Genomic DNA, 18,215 nt, shown 5'->3' on the forward strand with positions numbered 1-18,215 from the left:
CAGACTCGCCCATGACCGCCGACTCCGTCCAGTCGATCATCGACCAGTTGCACGAGGAGGCCGAGATGGACCTGCCGAGCGAGGAGACGCCCGACGTAGGCATCGTCATGGGCTCGGACTCGGACCTACCGACCATGGCAGGCGGCCAGGGCAAACGCCCCGGTGCCTACGCCGCGCTCGCGGACGAACTCGGCTTCGAAGAGCAGACCGATTACCAGGACCCGCCCGAATCGAGATTTACCTTCGAGACGTTCGTCGTCTCCGCCCACCGGACGCCCGACCTGATGTACGCCTACGCCGAGACCGCCGAAGCCCGCGGGCTGGACGTGATCATCGCCGGCGCGGGCGGCAAGTCAGCCGATCTGCCGAACATGACCGCCTCTATCGCCTATCCGCTGCCGGTCATCGGCGTCCCCGTCCAGGAGAAGTCTGTCGACTCCGTCATCGGGATGCCACAGGGCGCGCCCATCACGGCCGTCGACGCCGGCAAGTCCTTCAACGCGGCGCTGACCGCAGCGCAGATCCTCTCGCGCCGGCACCCCGAGATCCGCGAGCGCCTCGTCGAGTACCATCGGGGCCTGCAGGAGGACGTCGGCGACGTCTCGCGGGACCTGCACGAGCTGGGCACGCCGGGATTCAAAGACGAGTACTGGGACGAATGAGATAGCCCGATCGTACCGAACAGCTTGGGCCTCAGCGAGCGCAAAAGTGGACCCGAACGTATCGGAATCGACTGCCGATCGATTCTAGTGTTCCGAATCACTTGTCGAAGAAGAGTAATAACCTTCAATATCGCTCCGGATAAGCGCCAGACAGATGACTAGCATCGCCCTGATAGTTTTCGACGCCCTCCGGAAAGACTCCTTCGACGAGCACTTCGAGTGGTTGCCCGGTGTTCGATTCGACAACGCGTGGTCGACGAGCGGGTGGACGGTTCCGGCTCACGGATCGCTGTTCGCCGGCGGATACCCGAGCGAAACCGGTGTGTACGCCAAGACGCAGTCGCTTTCGACCCCTGAACCGGTTCTCGCGGAGCGACTCTCCGAAGCCGGCTACACGACCCGAGGATTCAGCGCGAACGCGAACATCTCCGATGCGTTCGACTTCACGCGGGGATTCGACGAGTTCCACCACAGCTGGCGCGGCCAGCGACGCGACGAGGACGTCGTCGACTGGGGGAGTTTCATCTCACGAACGCAAGACGACGGCGTAATCCGCTATTTCAAGGGCCTGCGTAAATGCCTCCAGCCGGGGACGGATACCGTGAAATCGCTCCGTCTCGGGGTTCAGATGAAAGCGCGCGATCTCGGTATCGAGTCGATCGCCGGATCGGACGACGGCGCAGCAAAGGTACTGGACCTGATCGAGGGAACGAACTTCGGCGACGAGGAGTTCTTCTTCGCGAATCTCATGGAGGCACACACTCCGTACAAACCCCCGGAGGAGTACCAGACAGTCGACGTCGACGAAAACCCGAGCTTCCAGGACAGTATCGGTGAGGGGCCGGACGAACAACCGGCGCTGATCCGGCAGTCCTACGACGACTGCGTCCGCTATCTCTCCGACATCTACGAGGACATCTTCGAAGAGCTGACCGAGAACTTCGACTACGTGATCACGATGGCGGATCACGGTGAAATGTTTGGACGGGACGGCATCTGGGAACACAACCGCAGTATCTATCCCGAACTGAGCAACGTTCCGCTCTGCGTCTGGCGAGGAGACGACGAGTTCCTCACGCGGGAGGAACCGGTCAGTATCGTCGACGTGTACGAAACGGTGCTGGCGCTGGCCGGTGAAAGCGGCGAGTCCGCGCGTGGTTCAGACCTGCTCGGGGACTTCGAACCCAGCGGTCACCTCGTCGAGCGACACGGGCTCCGGGCGTCGCGGATCGAAAACTTGCGAGAGAGCGGCTATTCCGAGGCGGAGATCGAACGGTACGATGCGAACAAGTACGGGTTCGTGTTCCCGAACGGGACGTACGGCTGGGAGACCGACAACGGGATACTGACGACAGGTGAGGTTTCGACGGAAACCGTGGAGGAGCACATCGGCGAGACCCTCGAAACGATCGAGCACGCCGACGTGGAACTCGGGGAAGCGGATGACATTTCGGGCGACGTTCAGGACCGGCTCGAGTACCTCGGATACGCCTGAGTGATCTGTCCTTTGGACGAGTTGCTGAGAACGGCTCACAGACAGGTCGAAGGCGGAAGTTTCAGGCGCAGATCGGGGTCGAACGCGTTCGGTAAGCTCGGAATACCTGTCAGGCCGAAATCGAAGGCCGAGAGGCGCCGAGGACAACAATCAACCCTTATATGGCCCGACCTCAAATCGACGTACGATAGAGAGTCATGAGTAACCCATGGATAGCCATCGGGGCGCTCGCGGCGGTGGCGCTGGCGATACCGCTCAGTATGATGGCGGTGTCAGCGCTGTTGCGGCCGAGCGTGCCGGAACAGGGGAAACGCGCCGTCTACGAGAGCGGCGAGGTCCCGACGGGCGACACGCGCATCAGATTCAACATTCAGTACTACATGGTCGCGTTGCTGTTCGTCGTCTTCGACATCGAAACCGTCCTGATATTTCCGTGGACGGTCATCTACCAGGACGCGGTCGCGAACGTCGGGCTCGCCGAAGCGCTGGTCCCGATGCTCGTGTTCATCGGTGTCCTCGTCGTCGGCCTCGGCTGGGCGTGGCGCAACGGCGCGGTCAAGTGGGTCCGCAGCCCGCGGGCTCAATCACAACGGGTCGAACAGTAAATCATGAGCAGCGACAACACAGAGACACACGAGCTAGGTACAGGCACCGAATCGACGCAGGAGGCGCGGCTCGGTGAAGGCGTCGACAGCCGATTCAACTCGACGCTCCGGGAGGCGTTCGGCTCGACGCCGTTCATCCTCACGAAGTTCGACAAGTTCATGAACTGGGTCCGGGGCTCCTCGATGTTCATGCTGCAGTTCGGGATCGCCTGTTGCAGTATCGAGATGATGCACACCTACGCCGTCAAGCATGACCTCGACCGCTTCGGCGCCGGTGTGCCCCGTGCCTCACCCCGACAGGCGGACGTGATCATTGTCCCGGGGACCATCGTCTCCAAGTTCGCCCCCCGGATGAAGCGCGTCTACGACCAGATGCCCGAGCCCAAGTTCGTCGTCTCCATGGGTTCGTGTACCATCTCCGGCGGCCCCTTCCAGGAGGGCTACAACGTCGTCAAGGGCGCCGAGGAGGTCATCCCGGTCGACATCCACGTCCCGGGCTGTCCGCCCCGTCCCGAGGCGCTCATCTACGGCGTCGCAAAGCTGCAGGAGCGCATCGCCAACGGCGAATCCGCTCCGGTGACGGTCAAGCCCTACGAGCTCGAACAGTTCGGCGACCTCGAACAGGACGAACTCGTCCAGAAGCTCGCCGACGACATCGACGAGGACGACCTCGTCATGCGCTACAACTGGAGTGACTCGCCATGAGTCTGGAAGACCCCGACGGTGACCTGCTCGCCACGCGCGAGGTCGGCGTCACCGAGGACGGCGTCGACTACGACGCGCTCGCCGACCTGCTCGGCGACACCGTTATCGACCGCGAGAGTCACCTCAACGCCGAGGCGTTCGTCGTCCGGCCCGACGAAGTGCAGGAGGCGCTCTTTGCACTCCGCGACGAGGCCGGGTTCGACCACTGTTCCAGTGTCACCGCACAGGAGTACGACGACCGCTACGAGTCGATCTACCACCTGAAGAAGTACGACGACCCGACCCAGGAGGTGTCGGTCGTCGTCCCCACGCCGAAAGACGAGCCGGTCAGCGAGAGCGCGGCACCGGTCTACCGGACGGCCGACTGGCACGAGCGCGAAGCCTACGACCTCGTCGGGATCGAGTACGAGGACCACCCCGATCTCCGTCGGATCCTCCTGCCCGAGACGTGGCAGGGCCACCCGCTCAGCCAGGACTTCAGCGGTGAATCGCCGCAGATCGTCACGCTGCGGGAGAACGCCAACCCGCTGCAGGAGGACCATCGCGCGGACGAGGACCAGGACACGATGTTCGTCAACATCGGTCCCCACCACCCGGCGACACACGGCGTCCTCCACATCGAAACAGTCCTCGACGGCGAGCAGATCGCCGATCTGGACCCGGATATCGGTTACCTGCACCGCTGTGAGGAACAGCTCTGCCAGCAGGGCACGTACCGCCACCAGATCATGCCCTACCCCGACCGGTGGGACTACATCTCGGCGGGCATCCTCAACGAGTGGGCCTACGCTCGCACGGCCGAGGATCTGGCCGACATCGAGGTGCCCGAGTACGCGCAGGTCATCCGGACGATGTCCGCGGAGCTGTGTCGGATCGCGAGCCACATGCTCGCGCTCTCGACGTTCGCGCTGGACATCTACGGCGACTTCACGGCGCTGTTCATGTACGGCATCCGCGACCGCGAGGTCGTCCAGGACATCCTCGAGGACCTGACCGGCCAGCGCCTGATGTTCAATTACCTGCGGCTGGGCGGCGTCGCGTGGGACCTGCCCGAACCGCGCGAGGAGTTCTTCGAGAAGATCCGCGACTTCCTCGACGACCTCCCCGAGCGGCTCGCGGAGTACCACGACATGATGACCTCCAACGAGATCCTCCAGATGCGGACCGTCGACACTGGCGTGCTCCCGCCGGAGGAAGCCAAGTCCTACGGGGCGACGGGCCCCGTCGCTCGTGGGTCGGGCATCGACTACGACCTGCGCCGGGACGACCCCTACGGGTACTACCCCGAACTCGACTGGGACGTCGTCACCGAGGACGGCTGCGACAACTTCTCGCGCCTGCTCGTCCGGATGCGCGAGGTCGAGGAGTCCGCCCGCATCATCGACCAGTGCGTCGACCTACTGGAGGACTGGCCGGAAGACGAACGGGAGATCCAGGCGAACGTGCCCCGCACGCTCCGCCCGGACCCCGACACCGAGATCTACCGCGCCGTCGAGGGCGCCAAGGGCGAACTCGGGATCTACATCCGCTCGGACGGCACGGACAAGCCGGCCCGGTTCAAGATCCGGAGCCCGTGCTTCTCGAACCTGCAGACGCTGCCGGTCATGTCCGAGGGCGAGTTCATCCCCGACATGATCGCCTCGCTCGGTAGCCTCGACATCGTCCTCGGGGAGGTGGACCGGTGATGATACCGCTCCAGTCGGAGACGCCGTTCCCGAAGATCATCGCCGACCTGCTCGGGCTCGACATCAACGAGCCGTGGGTCATCGCGGTCACCGCGATCGCTGCGGCGGGTATCATCGCGACGGTTCTGCTGAGCATGACGGCCGTCCTCGGCATCTGGGGCAAGCGGAAGATCACCGCGGCGTTCACCGACCGCATCGCCGTCAACCGCCACGGTCCCTACGGGCTGCTTATCATCCCGGCCGACGCGGTCCGACTGCTCTCGAAGGAACTCATCGTTCCCGAAGACGTCGACCGACCGGCGTGGGACCTCGCGCCGCTCATCATCGCCAGCTCGGCGCTGCTCGGGTTCGCGGTCATCCCGTTCGGGAACAACCTGCAACTGGCCGACCCCGAGATCGGTCTCGCGTACCTGTTCGCGGTCGCCTCGATCGCGTCGCTGGGGCTGGTGATGGCCGGCTACGCGTCGAACAACAAGTTCTCGTTCCTCGGCGGGCTGCGCGCGGTCGCGCAGAACCTCGCCTACGAGATCCCGCTGGTCCTGACGGGCGTCTCGGTGGTCCTGTTCGCCGGCTCGCTTCGCCTGTCGACCATCGTCGACGTACAGCACCAGACGCTGGTCTCGCTGGGTGGCGTCCCGATCCCCTCGTGGTTCGCGTTCGTCAACCCCTTCGCGTTCGCGCTGTTCCTGATCGCGAACCTCGCGGAGGTCGGGCGGAACCCGTTCGACATCCCCGAGGCGCCGACGGAGATCGTCGCCGGGTACCAGACCGAGTACTCCTCGGTGTACTTCGTGCTCATCTACCTCGGCGAGTTCATCCACATCTTCCTCGGCGGCGCGATCGTCGCGACCATCTTCCTGGGCGGCGCTGCGGGGCCGGTCCTGCCGGGCGTTGTCTGGTTCTTCATCAAGATGATCTCGGTCTACCTGTTCACGCAGTGGGCCCGTTCCGCGATCCCGCGCGTGCGCATCGACCAGCTCATCCAGATCGGCTGGAAGGGCATGCTCGTGCTCTCGATCGCGAACCTGATCCTGACGGCGATCATCGTCGGGGTGATCAACGCATGAGCGCGACCCCGACGCTCGCGGTCTTCGGAGGTGACTCCCAATGATAGGTGTCCTCAAATCGATGGCAACGACGATGAAACACGCCCTCGACGGCGAGACGTTCACCGTCGAGTACCCCGAGACGCCACCGGAAGTCAGTCCGCGGTTCCGCGGCGTCCACAAGTTCAGCCAGGAGCGCTGTATCTGGTGTCGGCAGTGTGAGAACGTCTGCCCGAACAACACCATCCAGATCGTCACGGACGACCAGCGCAACGGCGAGCAGTACAACCTCCACATCGGCCAGTGCATCTACTGCCGGCTGTGCGAGGAGGTCTGTCCCGTCGACGCCATCCTGCTGACGCAGAACTTCGAGTGGACGGCCGACACGAAAGACGAGTTCGTCCTCGACAAGGAACAACTGAAGAACGTTCCGTGGTACAAGGACATCGACCCGCTCGAATCGCGCGAGCCGGACCGCGGTGCGTGGATCGGCGAGGGCGACGGCGAAGTCGACTACCAGTAGATCGACATCCGTTTTCTGTCCGCGCGAGCGAAGCGAGCGCGGCTTTCCGTAGTCGAACAGTGTCGTCTGCCTCGACAGCGCGTCGACAACCCGGTGAAGACTGAGAGAGCTTCCGACGTAGAGACGGTAGCGGCCTATTCCACAGCGTCGGCGGTTCGATCGACCGACTCGATCTCGTCGTCCTCGAGCACGATCCCCGCAGACAGTTGCGTGTCGGGTTCCCGGGCCAGCGTGAACAGCCGTTCGGTGAGCGTGAGTTCCTCTGGCCCCGGATTCGGCTTCTGTATCCCCTCGTGTTCGACGGTGACGCCCTCCGATTCGGCGGCGATGCGGACCGCGGTGAGCTGGTAGGTCGGGTAGAAGACCGGCGGGAGGATGCCGATGACGCCGTCACGACGGTGCAGGCGCTTCAGCCACGTGCCGGTGTTGACCAGCACTCCGCCGTCTATCTCGCGGAGCGACGGTCGGTGGGTGTGGCCGTAACAGAAGATCGACGTCTCGGGATCGGCGTCGAACACCTCGCGAGCGGCCGACTCGTAGGGCGCCTCGGCGTCGACGGTGAGCGCCGTCTCGAAGACGCCGAAGCGCTGGATCGTCTTCCGGACGTCGCGACGGATGAAATACAGCGGGACGCCCACGAGTACGACCAGTCCGGCGACCGCGACGTTGATGGCGAGCAGGAACCAGACGGCAGTCCCGGCGCGGCCGAACTGTCCGAGGAAGGCGGTCGTCCGGTCGACCGGCATCGACCAGATACCGACCAGGTCGAGGCCAGCCAGGACGGCCAGGATCACGCTGATATTGAACAGCAGCAGGAACGGGACCAGCGCGTACCGGAGGAGCGGGTTCATCTCGCGGTAGAAGTACTTCGAGAGGAGCCAGCTGGGGACCCGTTCTGTTGGCGTCACCGCCTGGATGTCCCGCAGCCAGTTGTAGCGCCCGCGGTCGGAAAGCTGGCCCGCGCGGCTCGTCACGAGGGTGTTGTAGTAGTAGCCGAGCGGTTTCGCGTTCGGGTCACCCCAGGCCTCGATCCGGTTGTTCGGGTCCCGCTGGTGGCCGTGTTCGAAGTAGATCACCTGATCGCCGACCGCGCGGGTGATCGACTGGTCCTGGACGACGTCGACGTTGTACTCGGCGAAGCGCTCGACGTACTCGTCGTAGGCGGCCAGTTCATGGTCGTGGTTGCCGGGCAGGAGAGTGACCTGTATTTCGGCACCGGTCGCCCGGAACTGCTCGAAGAGTTCGGGATAGCGGTCGAGGAGCGCGTCGAACTTCGCGGGGCCGTCGATCCGGGTAAACTCCCAGAGACCGAACGCGTCGCCGTTGATGACCAGCTCCGCGTCCTCGTCGGTCTGCTCCAGGCGTTCGAGGAAGGCGAGCAACTCGTCGAGAAACTCGACGTGTTCCAGTTGCTCGTCCCCGCCGATGTGGAGGTCACTGATGACGTAGTAGACGCGCTCGTCGGTATCGGCCATCCCTTCGGACGTGCGGTCGGCTAGTAATAGGGCTTGTCCCGGTCGTGACGGCTCGATGCGACCCGTCGCATCGTGTCGAAGCGCGGAAATCGGGAGAAACGGACCGTTCAGTCGCCGTGAACCTGGTCGCGGATCTCCTCGGGGACCGAGGGGTCCCGCAGGGTGGTGGTGTCACCCAGATCGTCGCCGTTGGAGATGTTCTCCAGCAGGCGACGCATGATCTTGCCCGAACGGGTCTTCGGGAGGTCGTCGACGAAGACGACGCGGGCGGGCCGAGCGAACTTGCCGATCTCGTCCTCGACGGCCTCCATGATGCGGTCGCGGATCTCCTCGTCGCTGGCGTCGACGCCGTCACGGACGACGACGTACACGTCGGGGACCTCGCCTTTCTCCTCGTGGTCGCGGGCGGCGACCGCGGCCTCGGCGACGTCCTGCACCTCGGAGACGGCCGACTCCAGTTCCATGGTCCCCAGGCGGTGCCCGGCGACGTTCATCACGTCGTCGAGGCGACCGAGGACGCGGAAGTAGCCGTCTTTCTCGTGGACGGCGCCGTCGCCTGCCTTGTACACCCAGTCTTCGGTATCGGAGCTGTCGGTGTCGGAGAAGTCACGCCAGTACTCCTCGATGAAGCGCTCGTCGTCGCCGTACACGGTTTGAAGCATCCCGGGCCAGGGCTTCTCGATGACGAGATTGCCCGCCTTGCCGCTGGCCGACTCCATCGGCTCGCCGCTGTCGTCGTAGAGGGCGGGCTGGATGCCCGGACAGGGGAAGCCGGCGGATCCGGGCTTCATGTCCTTGAGCGCGGGCAGGTTCGTGATGAGGTGGCCGCCGGTCTCGGTCTGCCACCACGTGTCGACGATGACGGCGTCCTCGTTCCCGATGTGCTCGTAGTACCACAGCCACGCCTCGGGCTGGATGGGCTCGCCGACGGTGGTCATGTGGCGGAAATCGAAGTCGTACTCCTCGACGTGTTCCGCGCCCCACTTCATGAACATCCGGACCGCGGTGGGCGAGGTGTGGAAGATGTCCACGTCGTAGCGTTCGGCGATCTCCCAGATGCGTCCCTTGTGGGGGTGGTCCGGGGTGTCCTCGTACATGACTGAGGTAGTGCCCAGCGACAGCGGCCCGTAGACGATGTAGGAGTGACCGGTGATCCACCCGATGTCCGCGGCGCACCAGTAGGTGTCCTCGGGCTTGATGTCGAGGACGTACTTCGACGTGGCGGTGACGTAGGAGAGATAGCCGCCGGTGCGGTGCTGGCAGCCCTTCGGTTTGCCCGTCGTGCCCGAGGTGTACATCAGGAACAGGGGGTCCTCGGCGTCGCGGGAGACGGGGTCGACGCGGGCACGCTCGTTGTCCGCCAGCAGGTCGTCGACCAGCACGTAGGGGTCGTCGGAGGTGATCTCCATGTCCTCGTGGAGTTCGTCGTGGCGGGTCCACAGGAGGACGGTGTCGACGTCGGACTCGGCGAGTTCGAGCGCTTCGTCGCATTTTTCCTTGTGGTTGAGGAACTCGCCGCGGCGGTAGTAGCCGTCGCAGGTGACGACGACGTCCGACTCGGCGTCGTCGATGCGGTCGGCGAGCGCCTGCGCGGAGAAGCCGGCGAACACCTCGGAGTGGGGCGCACCGATGCGGGCGCAGGCCAGCATCGTGACGGGGAGCGCGGGGAGCATCGGGAGGTGACAGGTGACGACGTCGTCCTCCTCGACGCCCACGTCCTGCAGCGCCGCGGCGGTCTCGTTGACGCGATTGTAGAGGTCCTGGTAGGTGATCGTCTCGCGCTCGTCGCTGTCGGTGCCCTCCCAGATGAACGCCGCCTGGTTCTTCCGCTCCTCCAGGTGGCGGTCGATGCAGTTGTACGAGGCGTTGAGCGTCCCGCCGCTGAACCACTCGTAGAACGGCGGGTTGCTGTCGTCGAGCACCTCGTCCCAGTGGTCGTCCCACTCGAGGAGTTCGGCGTACTCCTCGAAGGCCTCGGGGTAGTTCTCGTCGAAGCGGTCGTAGATCTCGGGATCGGTCGCGTTCGCCTGCCCGACGAACTCCGTCGGGGGCCGGAAGTACTCCTGCTCGGTCAGGCGCGACTCTAGTGGATTGTCATCTGGCATCGTCTGGCACCTCTCGGTACGGCGTTCTCGCCTCTCCCGTATGAATTTAATCCAGGATCGACTGTGATCGACGGGAGCGACGGTCACGATGGTGTCGATCTAGTAACCGATCTGCTGAAGATCAACCGATTCATTCGCGGGTCGGTGTATACCAATTTGGTCGCCGGTGCCACAGTCATCTGCCTGAGAAAGGCGTTGTAGGATGGTGAAACACACTAACTGACGCGATCCCGAATTGAATGGGAATAAATGGTATCTAGGATACATCAATAAAATTTATTAACGTAGCTAAATATCAGCTAGTTGCATCATGGGAATGAATAGACGTTCATACCTGAAGACGAGTACAGCTACCGCTCTGGCTACCCTCGGAATGGGCCCGGCAAGTGGGTCTACCCGTGACGAATTCACCCGGGAAGACTATCGGCAAACTCTCGAACTCCGTCGCCGAAACAACTGGTCGGTTTCGGAGTGGCGAGATTTTCTCGCGAGTCAAGGCGCCGATGTCAGGGCCGCAGACACGACCAAACTGGTTCCGTCAAGCCAATCAAGTGGTTCCGGCGGGTTATCCCGGTCGAGCGAGCTCTCGAAGTGGGAACTCACTCTCTCGATGACGTTCAACGTCTACGATGGCGGCGGTGAAGAGATAGACTTCGATTGGGTGCTGGACCCTGGTGGAGACTCGCCGACTTCGATCAATGACGAGACGAACCCGCCGGACGACGTAGCCGCAATCGGATGGGCAGAGATCGACTACGTGAAAGACGGCGACACTTACTTTGATGACTATGGGAGTCACATCGACCACCAGAACTCGGTGACCCCTCAGGGCGTCTCTATCACGTGGGACGACGCGTCGGCGGGTCTCGACGCCGCGCAGGACGGAGAAAGCACGGCCGAGGGGTGGTTTGGAATCCCGCTCGAATCAAGATCCGGTTCTGATCCCGACGAACGGCGGATATTCGTCGACTACTACCACCGTTGGACCGCCGGCCGCATCACCGGCATCAATTACGGTGCGGGCGGTCCGACGGTTTCGTTCTCGGTAGAAACCCAAAAGTGGGTGAAAGAGGATGATGCGTACGAGAAGGACATTCAGAACTACATCGGCGGGCCGTGAGCTGAGACGAAAATCCAGCGGGAATTGACCTGTTAGTAGTGGCCCCACGTTCGCTGACTCCGGCCAGGAGCGACTCGGTGACTGTACCGGGTTGACCGGTTAGTCGTGTGGAGAGTCGCAAGCCGGCTTGCTTGCGCTTCAGCCGGGAAGCGCGGTCAGACTGTCCCGATCCGCTCGCGGTAGGTGCCGTAGTGGGACTCGAACAGGGCCATGATCTCGCCCATCGTCGCGTAGGCCTTGACCGCGTCGACGACGTACGGCATCACGTTTTCGTCGTTCTCGATGGCCTCGTCCAGCGCGGCGAGGGTGGCCTCGACGGCCTCGTCGTCGCGGTCGGCTTTCACAGCTTCGAGCCGCGACAGCTGGGTCTGCTGGACTTCCTCGTCGACCTTGAGGAGTTCGGGTTCGGTGTCTTCCTCGACGGTGTAGGCGTTGACGCCGACGACGACCTCCTCGCGGTCCTCGACGCGCTCCTGGTACTCGTAGGCCGCGTCCTGAATCTCCCGGTGGAAATACCCCTGATCGATGCCCGTCAGCACGCCCTCGGTCATCGACCCGTCGCCCATCTCGCGGATCGCCTCGATGTACTCCATCGCCGCTTGTTCGACCTCGTCGGTGAGCGCCTCGACGGCGAAACTGCCGCCCAGCGGGTCGACGATGTCGGCGGCGCCCGACTCCTCGGCGATGATCTGCTGGGTTCGCAGGGCGACGCGGACGGCCTCCTCGCTCGGGAGCGCGAGCGCCTCGTCGAAGCTGTTGGTGTGGAGACTCTGCGTGCCGCCCAGCACCCCGGCGAGCGCCTGGATTGTCACTCGGACGACGTTGTTCAGGGGTTGCTGGGCGGTCAGCGACTGGCCGGCGGTCTGGGTGTGGAACTTCATCGCGCGGGCGGACTCGTCGGCGTCGTACCACTCGTCCATGACCCGCGCCCAGATGCGCCGTCCCGCTCGGAACTTCGCGACTTCCTCGAAGATGGAGTTGTGGGAGTTGAAGAAGAAGGACAGCTGCGGCCCGAACTCGTCGACGTCGAGTCCCCGCTCTTCGCAGGCCTCGACGTAGGCCAGTCCGTCGGCGAGCGTGAAGGCGAGCTCCTGTACCGCGGTCGATCCGGCCTCGCGGATGTGATACCCCGAGATAGAGATGGGCTTGAACTTCGGTGTCTCCTCGACGGCGAACTCGGCGGTGTCGACGACTAGATCCAGCGACGGGCGAGGCGGCACGACCCACTCCTTCTGCGCGATGAACTCCTTGAGCATGTCGTTCTGGAGGGTCCCCCGGATCTCCTCGCGGGGGACGCCCTGCTGGTCGGCGATAGCGACGTACATCGCGTAGATCACCGGCGCGCTCGGGTTGATGGTGAACGACGTGGAGACCTCGCTCACGTCGATGCCGTCGAAGATGATCTCCATATCGCGCAGGGTGTCGACGGCGACGCCCTCGCGGCCGACCTCGCCGTCGCTCATCGGGTCGTCCGAATCGAGGCCCATCAGCGACGGCATGTCGAAGGCCGTCGAGAGGCCGGTCTGGCCCTCGTCGATGAGGTAGTGGAACCGCTCGTTGGTCTCCCGCGGCGTCCCGAAGCCCGCGAACTGCCGCATCGTCCACGTGCGCCCCCGGTACATCGTCGGGTACACGCCGCGGGTGTACGGCGGTTCACCGGGGAACCCCAGGTCGTCTTCGTAGTCGAGGTCGGCCACGTCTTCGGGCGTGTAGAGCCGGTCGACCTCGTGGTTCGAGACCGTGGCGAAGCGGTCGCTGCGCTCGCCGTAGCCGTCGAGGACCGGATCGAGCGTCTCCGTCTCCCACCGCTCGCGGGACTCGCGGATCGCGGCGAGGTCCTCGTCGTCGAACATGCACGCAAATATTGCCGGAGCGCGCATAAGGGTTCGGACGATTCTGTGGGCGAGGATGTGGAGTACGTGCGAACTGATCGATGGGTCCTCCCGACTGGACCATGAGCCGAACATGAGTGATCGCACTCGACGACGAGCGTTGAAAGCCCTCGGCGCGCTCGCTAGCAGTGATTGCGACCGTGCCTAACGTTGAGAGTTGAAAGCCCTCGGCGCGCTCGCGGTCGCTGAGCGACATACCCTCGTTACACTCGGGTAGGGGTCGCTCAGGCGACTAGATGAACGCGAGCCCGCCTCGCCCTTTCAGTCCACCAGGACCGCGACCGCAACAGCAACCACACCGTCACAGCACCGCAGACGGCCACGAGCCTCCCCAGCCGATTCACTCGCTCCGCTCGCTCATCCACTATCAGAGCAAGCTCTGACAAGCCTTCGGTCGCAGGCTCCCGAAGACCTCGCACGGCTACGACGCGCGCATGAAAGCGCGCGACAGCGCGCGCCATCGCGAGTATTTCCTCTCCGATAAGAACGGTTACTTCAGTCCCTCTGTAGCGAGGTGGTACTCGAAGACGGTCTCCATGCCGGCGACGAGTTCGGCCAGATCGACGCTGTCGGCGGCCGCGTGGCGCGACTGCACGTCCTCGTAGATGCACTCCCAGCGGCGGCGGAATCGGGCTTCCATACCGCTCGCGCGGATCGCCTCGACGACTGCCTGAGGGTCGTCAGTCGCTGCAACTTCAGTGGGCGAGACGACGCCCTCTTCGATGGCGGCGACAACGATGCCGGCGGAGTAGTCGCCTTCGACGACCTCGCGTTCCCACGTCGTGAGCCAGTTGCCGATACGGGCCATCTCCTGGAGGTCCCAGAGCGTGTTGCGCAAGGCGCCGAGGTCTGCGGGGTCGAACGTCGGCGAGTACATCAGGTCGACGTCCGCGTAGGGGAACATTACCATGTTGTGCGAGTCGTAGTTGGTCGCGCCGGTGAGGTTCGCCATGCTCGGGTTGTCGCTAAGGAGGGCGCTGTACTCCATCGCGTCCGCGGTCTGGCTGAAATCGTAGGCGAAGATGTCCGCGAACTCCTCGTAGCGCGGCGCATCCTCAATGCCCTCCTCGAACTCGGTCCAGAGTCGCTCGATGAACGCGAAGGTCTCGGCGTCGACAGCAGCCCGCTCGGGGTCGGCGTCGACGACATCGCAGGAGAGGCGGCATGCCTCGTGGAAAGTTCGACGATCGCTGCGGTGTTCGATCAGGTCGTCGAGGACCGTGACGTACATCGTGAGGATGGTCTTTTGCTCACGGACGTGGCCGGCGTGTTCGTCGGCGACCGACGAGAGGGTAAAGGAGGGAAACAGCGAGTAGATCCACTGCCAGAGGAACCGGTCGCGCTCCTCGAAATGGTCGTCGTATGCGTCGGCCAGCGACTCGATCCGGTCCGGGAGCGTCACCCGCCGGATCCGGCTGAGGTGGTCGACCGGTTCGGACTCCGGTTGTACGCCCTGCGTCGACATGCTTACTGCCTCCCTGTCGACCCCGTCGTCGAGACGATTGCGTCCAGAGGCTGTGGCCGCTCGCCTGCCGCCGCCGGCCGTGCCAGTTCGATCCGTGAGGCCCTCGAGTTCAGTTCGGTCGGCGCATCGATCAGGGCAGCAGATCCGCCGGGAGAGAGACGTTCGTGCGCAGTAGTCCGCATCATATCCGGGTAAGACGGAGCTATTCGTTTAGGCGTTCCTGCGGGTCCGTGGACGAGTGCGTGCGTCTCCGTGCGGAGTACTCACGGATAGCCGCGGGACGGGTCCCGGGCACGAACGCGGACGGCGAGGGCGAACGGCATCCCGGATCAGGACTATCCACACTGTAGCCTCGGGTTACCAGCCAGCAGGGGGGAACCGTGGCCCGCTCGACACGGGTCAGTAGTGGCCCATCAGTCCCTGCTTGCGAGCGCGGGTGCTCATCCACTGGAAGGCCCCGTAGCCGAGGCCGAAGTAGACGACGGCGGTCCCGACGAGCAGGGCGAGTTCGTCGACGGGGAGTTCCCAGAGGCGCAGTCCCTGCTGCATCGACACAGTGAGCAGGTAACTCCCTTGGGAGATGGGAAGTAAGCGCACCCAGAAGACCTCCAGCGAGGGCGAGGCGATCAGCCCGAGGAAGACGAACTGGAGGATGTTGAAGACGTTCTCGACGCGCTTGAACACCAGCGCAAGGCCGCCGAAGAAGAACCCGAGCCCGATCGCGGGCGCGATGGCGAGGACCGTGAGGACCACGATCGTCGCGACGGGCAGATACAGCGACTCGCCGGTCAGCGCGAGCATGAACGCGAGCGTGACCCCGCCCCAGCCGAAGCTCTCGACGACGCGGACGACGATGTGGGCGATCATCACTCGGCCGTAGCCGAAGGGGGACATGTACAGTTGCTCGAGCGTGCCCCACTGGGACTCGCGCGTGACGCTCCACGCCAGCCCGGAGAAGGCCGTCGTCGCCATGCTCCAGAGGAAGTAGCCGACGATGATGCCGCCGAGGCTATCGGTCAGCGCCTGCCCCGAGATGGCACGCCCGCCGAAGAAGACCATCCCGAAAAACAGGAACGTCATCGCCAGCCCCGACAGCGTGTTCACGGGGTAGCGGTACAGGAACAACGCCCGCTTTTTCGCCAGCGCCCACAGCAGCGTCCGGTAACTGCCCGATCCGCGTCCGCCGTCCCCGTCAGTGTCACCGCTACTTGACGCTGTGGGCGTCGTCCCCGCGCTCACCGCTGGTCACCCCCGTCGACGCGATCCGGTGGAGTCCTCCTGTCGCTGTCTGTCAGTTCGAGGAAGACCTCTTCGAGGTCGGGGTCGACCGATTCGACCTCGTGGACGGTGAGATCTGCGGCCCGCAAGTCGTCCATCAGGTCGTAGAACCGCTCCGGGTCGCCCAGTACGACTTCGAACGCCGTCCGGTCGCCCTGGCGCACGAACGCCTCGATTTCGTACGTCTTTCGGAGGCGGTCGCGCATCTCCTCCGCGATGACGGCGTCGGCTCCTTCGCTTGCGCTCCCGACGACCACCCGGTACGCGAAGGTGCGGAACACGTCGATCAGGTCGGCGACGGCGTCGTCCGCGATGACCTCGCCGCCGTTCATGATGACGACGCGGTCGCAGACCGCCTCTACCACATCCATGTCGTGGCTAGAGAGGACGATCGTCATGTCCTCCTGGTCGGCGAGCCGGCGGATCTCCCGGCGGAGTTCGACGGAGGACTCGACGTCGAGGCCGAGCGTCGGCTCGTCGAGGAAGGCGACATCGACGTCGCGTGCGAGCGCGCAGGCCAGCGACACCTTCTGCTTCTGGCCACGCGAGAGGTCGTTGACCGGCGTGTCGGCCTTTTCCGCGAGCGAGAGCTGTTCCAGAAGCGCGTCGTGACGGTCGCGGAGCGTCCCGGGTGACTCGCCGCCAACCGCGGCGAAGAACTCCAGATTCTCCCGGACGGTGAGCTTCCAGTATACGTTGCGAGCACCCTCCAGCATCGCGCCGATACGTGCGTAGGCCGCATGCGGTTCGTCGTAGACGTCGACGCCGGCGACGGTCACGTCGCCCTCGTCGGCGATCACGAGCCCGAGTATGGACTTGATGAGCGTCGTCTTGCCCGCGCCGTTCGGGCCGAGCAGTCCGACGACCGTCCCCGGTCGAACGTCGAGGCTCACGTCGTCGACGGCCCGGACCCCCTGTTCGCCCTCCCCGAACGTCTTCCGCAGGTTTCGGACGGAGAGCGCCGCGTCGCCCGCGTCCCCCGAGCCGTCGTGGTCGTCGACCGCCACAGCGTCGTCGGGGACCGCTTCGGGTGTCGGCGTCATCGTGAACGGTGTAGTCGGTGTCGGTGCATAATCATTTCCTGCATCGCCGTTCAGTTTGTATACTGACACGATCGAACGGTTTTTCTGGAATCCGGGGAAACGGAGCGTATGAGCGAGCAGGGGCGGCCGGGTGAGACGGATTCCGGCGGAGAGACAGCGGGGACGGACCCGGACGATTCGGCGACCGACACGGGTGAGGCTGGCGACGATACCGCCGTAAGCTCGGAGACGGGACGGGACCCGACAGTGGTCTTCGAGTTGCTCGCCGACGAGACGCGGCTGGCCATCGTCCGCGAACTCGCCGCTCAGCGCGCGTCGAACTGGCAGTGGGCGGGCATGTCGTTCGCGGAGTTGCGACGCGCTGTCGGCGTCGCTGACGCGGGTAACTTCAGTTATCACCTGGAGAAGCTCAGGGGGACGCTCGTCGCGAAGGACGGCGGGCAGTACCACCTGCACAACCACGGAATGCGACTCGCCGGCGCAGTGGCTTCCGGTCAGTACACCGATGTCGAGGTGTCGGTCCGCGGCGAGACGAGTTACGACTGTCCGTACCCCGACTGCAGTCGGGCGCTCGTCGCCGCCTACGACAACCGGTATTTCAGACTGTACTGTCCCGACCACCACCGGTTTTCCGAAGCCATCCTCCCCCCGGCCGTCGCGGCAGAGCGCACGCCCGACGAACTCGTCGCGATATCGAGCCTCGACATGCGAGAGGACATCCAGCGGGCGCGCACTGGTATCTGTCCGCACTGCTGGGGACCGACCGAGCGTACGCTTCCGGTCGAGGACCCGGCGCTCCCGTCCCAGATGGAGGTCGACCTCCCCTCCGATCTCGTTCTCGCCGCGTTCGACTGCGAGCACTGCGGGTTGTCCTTCGAGGTGCCGCCGGGGGCGTGCGTCGTCGACCACCCTGCCGTCGTCGCGTTCTACCACGACCACGGGGAGGATGTCCGCGGCCGCCCCTACGTCGACCTCCCGTTCTGCAATCTAGCCCGGGCCGAACTCGACTCGTCCGATCCAGTCCGCGTGCGTCTCGACGTCGAACTCGGCGACGACTCGCTTCGGCTGTGGCTCGACGGAACGACGGACGTCGCCGAATACGAGCGCGTCTGAGAA

Annotated in this window: 15 protein-coding genes; 9 read left to right on the forward strand and 6 right to left on the reverse strand. The window is 64.4% G+C overall.

The window, feature by feature from the left end:
- The first annotated feature begins 11 nt into the window (after nt 1-11).
- The 7 genes from purE to AB2U09_RS09110 all read left to right on the forward strand — a co-directional run bounded on the left by purE (nt 12) and on the right by AB2U09_RS09110 (nt 6,721).
- Nucleotides 12-662, forward strand: coding sequence for a 5-(carboxyamino)imidazole ribonucleotide mutase (purE, locus tag AB2U09_RS09080; protein WP_459192395.1), 651 nt, complete (start codon nt 12-14; stop codon nt 660-662).
- Nucleotides 663-816: 154 nt separating this feature from the next.
- Nucleotides 817-2,157 carry a sulfatase-like hydrolase/transferase gene (locus AB2U09_RS09085; RefSeq protein WP_459192396.1) on the forward strand — a complete coding sequence of 447 codons (1,341 nt, stop codon included), beginning with the start codon at nt 817-819 and terminating at the stop codon, nt 2,155-2,157.
- Nucleotides 2,158-2,354: 197 nt separating this feature from the next.
- Nucleotides 2,355-2,762, forward strand: coding sequence for an NADH-quinone oxidoreductase subunit A (locus AB2U09_RS09090; RefSeq protein ID WP_459192397.1), 408 nt, complete (start codon nt 2,355-2,357; stop codon nt 2,760-2,762).
- A gap of 3 nt (nt 2,763-2,765) precedes the next feature.
- Nucleotides 2,766-3,467, forward strand: coding sequence for an NADH-quinone oxidoreductase subunit B (locus AB2U09_RS09095; protein WP_459192398.1), 702 nt, complete (start codon nt 2,766-2,768; stop codon nt 3,465-3,467).
- The gene (locus AB2U09_RS09100; protein ID WP_459192399.1) at nt 3,464-5,152 is read left to right on the forward strand and encodes an NADH-quinone oxidoreductase subunit D; all 1,689 of its coding nucleotides are present in this window, start codon (nt 3,464-3,466) and stop codon (nt 5,150-5,152) included. The genes AB2U09_RS09095 and AB2U09_RS09100 overlap by 4 nt, the downstream gene beginning before the upstream one ends.
- Nucleotides 5,152-6,219 carry a complex I subunit 1/NuoH family protein gene (locus tag AB2U09_RS09105; RefSeq protein ID WP_459192400.1) on the forward strand — a complete coding sequence of 356 codons (1,068 nt, stop codon included), beginning with the start codon at nt 5,152-5,154 and terminating at the stop codon, nt 6,217-6,219. Before AB2U09_RS09100 ends, AB2U09_RS09105 begins: the two co-directional genes overlap by 1 nt.
- A 40-nt stretch (nt 6,220-6,259) precedes the next feature.
- Entirely contained in the window at nt 6,260-6,721 is a 462-nt protein-coding gene (locus tag AB2U09_RS09110; protein WP_459192401.1) for a NuoI/complex I 23 kDa subunit family protein, read from the forward strand.
- A gap of 134 nt (nt 6,722-6,855) precedes the next feature.
- Here the strand turns inward: AB2U09_RS09110 and AB2U09_RS09115 are convergent, their stop codons facing one another.
- Nucleotides 6,856-8,196 (reverse strand): metallophosphoesterase, encoded by a 1,341-nt coding sequence (locus AB2U09_RS09115; protein ID WP_459192402.1) that lies wholly within the window; start codon nt 8,194-8,196, stop codon nt 6,856-6,858.
- A gap of 107 nt (nt 8,197-8,303) precedes the next feature.
- The gene (acs, locus tag AB2U09_RS09120; RefSeq protein WP_459192403.1) at nt 8,304-10,301 is read right to left on the reverse strand and encodes an acetate--CoA ligase; all 1,998 of its coding nucleotides are present in this window, start codon (nt 10,299-10,301) and stop codon (nt 8,304-8,306) included.
- 610 nt (nt 10,302-10,911) lie between these two features.
- Here acs and AB2U09_RS09125 point away from each other — a divergent pair.
- Nucleotides 10,912-11,421 (forward strand): hypothetical protein, encoded by a 510-nt coding sequence (locus AB2U09_RS09125; protein ID WP_459192404.1) that lies wholly within the window; start codon nt 10,912-10,914, stop codon nt 11,419-11,421.
- Between the two features lie 155 nt (nt 11,422-11,576).
- Here the strand turns inward: AB2U09_RS09125 and AB2U09_RS09130 are convergent, their stop codons facing one another.
- From AB2U09_RS09130 to AB2U09_RS09145, 4 genes are all read right to left on the reverse strand, one after another.
- Complete coding sequence (locus AB2U09_RS09130; protein ID WP_459192405.1) at nt 11,577-13,274, reverse strand: acyl-CoA mutase large subunit family protein; 1,698 nt, start codon at nt 13,272-13,274, stop codon at nt 11,577-11,579.
- Nucleotides 13,275-13,803: 529 nt separating this feature from the next.
- A complete protein-coding gene (locus tag AB2U09_RS09135; protein ID WP_459192406.1) occupies nt 13,804-14,778 on the reverse strand; it encodes a hypothetical protein in 975 nt (324 codons plus the stop codon).
- A 399-nt stretch (nt 14,779-15,177) separates the two neighbouring features.
- Nucleotides 15,178-16,017, reverse strand: a complete 840-nt coding sequence (locus AB2U09_RS09140; protein ID WP_459192407.1) for an ABC transporter permease — start codon at nt 16,015-16,017, stop codon at nt 15,178-15,180.
- Nucleotides 16,014-17,099: an ABC transporter ATP-binding protein gene (locus AB2U09_RS09145; protein ID WP_459192408.1), complete on the reverse strand. Its 1,086-nt coding sequence runs from the start codon at nt 17,097-17,099 to the stop codon at nt 16,014-16,016. Before AB2U09_RS09145 ends, AB2U09_RS09140 begins: the two co-directional genes overlap by 4 nt.
- A gap of 108 nt (nt 17,100-17,207) precedes the next feature.
- Between AB2U09_RS09145 and AB2U09_RS09150 the strand changes: the two genes are divergently transcribed.
- Complete coding sequence (locus AB2U09_RS09150; protein ID WP_459192409.1) at nt 17,208-18,212, forward strand: winged helix-turn-helix domain-containing protein; 1,005 nt, start codon at nt 17,208-17,210, stop codon at nt 18,210-18,212.
- The last annotated feature ends 3 nt before the right edge of the window (nt 18,213-18,215 follow it).

It is taken from the genome of Halosimplex yunnanense (genome assembly GCF_054504345.1).